The following is a 3,171-nucleotide window of genomic DNA, read 5'->3' on the forward strand; positions in this document are numbered from 1 at the left end:
CCGAAGCAAAAGAGCTCCCTTTTGTATCCACCTTTCTCTTTTCTTCGGGAGAGGAAGGGGGTACTACTTACGAAGCGTCGCCCCTTCCTCTCCCAAACCCTCTCCTACCCCACTGCACGTTCAAGGGGTGCGATCGCGCTGTCGCGCCGCACGTTTTTTAAATTTGCGTTTTTGTGGAGTGGATCTCGGTGAGTAAAATTTGACTTCAAATTTGAGCGAATAATGATAAGGCAAAGTATTTTTCTACTTCGCTACGCTCGTAGCTTTTCAAGAAGTTCTAGACGAGGCGCTTTTAAATTTGGCGACGGGAGTTATCATGTAGGTAATGACCGAGCCAAATTTAAAAGCCTCTGCTTGCAGTTGCGACCACAAGGGAAGCAAAGCGAAGTATAGGGCAAAAAGACAAGCCTAAGCTGGTCAAATTTATCAAAGAATAAAAAACCTTAGGCTATAATCCCCCATTTACAAAGGACTTTCTTGCAGGCAAACGGGCTAAATATCCTCATCGCGCTAGCTTTTATCATCTTTACATCGCCCTATTTTTCTAAAATTTTACGCATCCCTATCGCGCCCGTGGAGATTATTTTGGGTTCGGTAGCGGGGTATTTGGGCTTTATCGGGCACAACGAAATGTTTAAAATCGTGAGCGAAGTAGGCTTTTTCTACCTCATGTTTTTAGCCGGCACCGAGGTTGATCTCAAGCTCTTTTTCACGATAGATAAAAAGATCCTAAAAACGGGCGTCATCTACCTGGCGATACTCTACCTGCTCTCGGCGCTACTGACCTTTTCGCTCGATCTAAACCGCCTTTTTATCCTCATCGTACCGCTGATGGCCGTGGGCATGATATTTACGCTGTTTAAAGAGTACGGCAAAAACGAGGAGTGGCTAAATATCGGCATGCTAATCGCCTCGATCGGCGAGGTCGTGAGTATCACGCTGCTAACCTTCGTCGGCGCGTATATGAAATTTGGCGCGGGTAGCGAGCTGGCGTTTTCGATCATATATTTGAGTGGATTTTTAGCCGCGGCGGTGATCGGGTACAAGACGCTAAATGTGCTGTTTTGGTGGTATCCGCAGCTGCGCGTCATCCTGATGCCCCACTACGACAACTCCGAAAAAGACATACGCCTGTGTATGGCGCTGTTTTTTGGCATCATCGCGCTTATGCTTTATTTAAATTTAGAGATCGCGTTTGGCGCGTTTGTGGCGGGGACGTTTATCGCGACATTTTTCGATCACAAAAAAGACCTCCCGCACAAGCTTGCCAGCTTTGGCTTTGGCTTTTTGGTGCCGACATTTTTCGTGCATATCGGCTCGACGTTTAAGCTTAACGCCTTTATGATAGACGGAGTCGTGCGCGACGCGGCGCTGATAACTGGCATCATGATAGGCTTTAGGCTGGCGGCTAGTACGGTGTTTTTAAACATCCTAGGGCTAAAAAATACCGTGCTTTTCGCGCTCTCGCACTCGATGCCACTGACGCTTCTCATCGCCGTTGCTACCATAGCCTACAAATCAGGCGGTATAGACGAAAATTTTTACTTCTCTTTCATACTAGCGAGTCTAACTCAGGCTATAATAGTCACGATAAGTATTAAAATTTTAATGAGCGTAAAATCAAATTTACAAAGGAGCTAAGATGAGCGATACGGTTACACTAACCGACAACAGAAACGGCAAAAGTTATGACTTTCCGATACTTCACGGTACCATGGGGCCCGACGTCATCGACATCTCGACCTTTTTTAGCGATACGGGGATGTTTACGTTTGACCGCGGCTACAGCTCGACGGCGATGTGCCGCTCTAGCATCACTTATATCGACGGGTTAAAAGGCGAGTTGATGTACCGCGGCTACGATATCGCGTATCTAGCGGAAAATAAAACCTTCATCGACGTGGCGTATCTGCTGCTAAATAAAGAGCTGCCAAACGAAAAGCAGTACGACGAATTTAAACTCGAGCTTAAAAAACGCAGCTTCATCCACGAGGGCATGATGAAGCTCTTTGACGCATTTCCCGATAAGGCGCACCCGATGGCGATCTTGCAGGCGGCGGTTGCTGCGCTTTCTGCGTTTTACTTCGATCACCTAAACATGGATAAGCCCGAGGAATACCACGAGATGGCGATGCGAATAATCGCCAAAATACCGACCATAGCGGCATTTTCTTATAGATTTTCACGCGGGTTGCCGATCATTTATCCAAATTTGGACCGCGGCTTTACAGAAAATTTCCTCTACATGATGAGGAGCTACCCGTACGAGCACGTAAATTTGCGCCCGATCGAGGTCAAGGCTCTTGATACGGTCTTTATGCTACACGCCGATCACGAGCAAAACGCCTCCACGACGACCGTGCGCACCGTAGGCTCGACCCACGCGCACCCGTATGCGTGTATAGCTGCTGGTATCGGAGCGCTATGGGGCTGGGCTCACGGCGGCGCAAACGAGGGCGTCATCCGCCAGCTAGAGCAGATCGGCTCGGTCGAAAACGTCGATAAATACATCGCCCGCGCCAAAGACAAAAACGATCCGTTTAGGCTGATGGGCTTTGGTCACCGCGTGTATAAAAACTTCGATCCGCGCGCAAAGGTGTTAAAATCCATGTGCGATAAGCTGTTTGACGAGATCGGCATAAACAGCGAGCTTCTAAAAATCGCCAAAAAGGTCGAGGAGATCGCGCTAAACGACGAGTATTTCATCTCGCGCAACCTCTATCCGAACGTCGATTTTTACTCGGGGCTGATTTTAAAAGCGCTTAGCATACCAAACGATATGTTTGCGGTTATCTTCGTCATCGGCAGGATTCCTGGCTGGATCAGCCAATGGATAGAGCTAAAAGAGCAGGAGAGTATAAAGATCGTGAGGCCAAGGCAGTTGTACGTGGGCGAGACGAACAGAACGCCGAAATAGCGCGTTGTCTCACGGGTATCTTTGCTTGATTTTGTAAAATTTTCGCTCCGCAGGCTACATTGCCTAGCGTGCGCTCAAATTTTACTTCAAAGCAAGCAAATCTACTCCGCGATACATCCGCTTATCGATTTGCGTTCAAATTTGAAGTCAAATTTATAAATTTAACTCCATCAAAATTTACGAAACTCGCGACGCTTTGCGGTAGCAAAGCAGTGTCGGCACATCTAACGTGCAGTGGGGTTGGTGGGGGGGGG

General features: G+C 48.0%; 2 protein-coding genes. Both read left to right on the forward strand.

Features of this window, described 5'->3' with window-relative positions; translation table 11 throughout:
- The first annotated feature begins 477 nt into the window (after positions 1-477).
- A complete protein-coding gene (locus CSUNSWCD_RS10065; RefSeq protein WP_009496990.1) occupies positions 478-1,641 on the forward strand; it encodes a cation:proton antiporter in 1,164 nt (387 codons plus the stop codon).
- 1 nt (position 1,642) lies between these two features.
- Entirely contained in the window at positions 1,643-2,917 is a 1,275-nt protein-coding gene (locus tag CSUNSWCD_RS10070) for a citrate synthase (protein WP_009496991.1), read from the forward strand.
- Positions 2,918-3,171 lie beyond the last annotated feature (254 nt).

The organism is Campylobacter showae CSUNSWCD, assembly GCF_000313615.1.
GTDB classification, from domain to species: Bacteria; Campylobacterota; Campylobacteria; order Campylobacterales; family Campylobacteraceae; genus Campylobacter_A; species Campylobacter_A showae_A.

What these genes read in the sequence shown, in the direction of transcription:
- CSUNSWCD_RS10070 (WP_009496991.1), top strand. Translation starts at nt 1,643, where the DNA reads ATGAGCGATACGGTTACACTAACCGACAACAGAAACGGCAAAAGTTAT.